The 1222-nt window shown below is 54.8% G+C and carries 2 protein-coding genes; one reads left to right on the plus strand and one right to left on the minus strand.

Features of this window, described 5'->3' with window-relative positions; genetic code table 11:
• Nucleotides 1–181: 181 nt before the first annotated feature.
• Nucleotides 182–418, minus strand: coding sequence for a hypothetical protein (locus EXE45_RS16730; protein WP_092563060.1), 237 nt, complete (start codon nucleotides 416–418; stop codon nucleotides 182–184).
• Nucleotides 419–773: 355 nt separating this feature from the next.
• Between EXE45_RS16730 and EXE45_RS16735 the strand changes: the two genes are divergently transcribed.
• Nucleotides 774–1148, plus strand: a complete 375-nt coding sequence (locus EXE45_RS16735) for a hypothetical protein (protein ID WP_092563063.1) — start codon at nucleotides 774–776, stop codon at nucleotides 1146–1148.
• Nucleotides 1149–1222 lie beyond the last annotated feature (74 nt).

A 1222-nucleotide genomic window follows, 5' to 3' on the forward strand; every position in this document is an offset into this window, starting at 1 on the left:
ACCCCCACTGACGCACACCCTACCTCCTCAAACCCGAGTCGTGCGTACGTGTCGAATTGGTTCTATTAAAACCCTCAACCGGCGATCTGTCGTCAACCATTTGCTGAATATAGAGTGCGAATCGGCCGTGTACTATCTATCAACCAGGTAGGTTCGCCAACAGTACGAGCACGTACCAATCCTATCCAGCGAAGTCGTCAACTGCTGGCTGTATATAATCTAACTCACGGAGCCGGTCGAGCAACTCATCGTCGGAGACTGCTTCGCTGACTGCCATACTTAGGTCTTCGTTACGCTGTTCAAGCACACTAAGAAGTTGTCTCGCAGTCCTCAGTTTGTAACTTGCGTCCGGGTTGTCCATATCTTCTTGAACCTCTCCTAACAGCTCCTCTATCGTCGTGAGCACATCCACTACCATGAGCTAACTACGAGAACGAGTATCATATAGATGACTGGCGATTCGCAAAATACCCTGTGAGACGAAGTTTCTATATTTAGCACATCCCCAGAAACCTATTATCTCTTGAGGATCTCAACAGGGCCGCTTAACCAACAAAACCGCCCTTATCCACCCCTGTTGGTTAACGTCAGAGAGTACGAATTCCTCTGTGATGGGTCTTTATACACCGATCTAACACTCGAGATGATGTTTTAATCCTCGAACAATAGACACGGACGATCAACGGTGTAACCTCTCGACTGCGTGCTGATAGGCCCACGGACCGGCACTCGGCGAGCGAAGGGCTTTGTCCGGTGACGCCGAAGCGCACCACATGAGCAGAGCCGTTTCTGTCGCCACGGCGTTTCTTGTCGGTGTCTGTGTGTTCGCGTGGCTCGCAGGGCCAGTGCTGGAGGCTCGGTTCGGTGCTGAGGCGTTGTTGGCCGCCTACGGGGCCGTGGCCGCTGGAACTGCAGCCACGACGTACGTACTCGTCCGTCGGGTCGACGCCCGGCTTTCGGGAGGAGAGACTAGCGGAGACGAACCGACAACCGCCAACGAGGTCGACACGGCCGACAACGATGGGCGGAACGCGAACGCTGGTGAGGACGAGACGCTGATCGTCCGGTTCGACGATCTGGACGATCTCGACGTGGAACGGGAGGTTCGACAGCTGAAGGCCGAACGTTCTGGCAGTGGCAAGGACTGACGCGCCGTTCATCGACTCACCACGAGATGCTCGATACCACCACGCGAAACGCTTCGGTATCGACACGAGCTATC

This window comes from Halorubrum sp. SP9 (genome assembly GCF_005435015.1).
Classification (GTDB): Archaea; Halobacteriota; Halobacteria; order Halobacteriales; family Haloferacaceae; genus Halorubrum; species Halorubrum sodomense.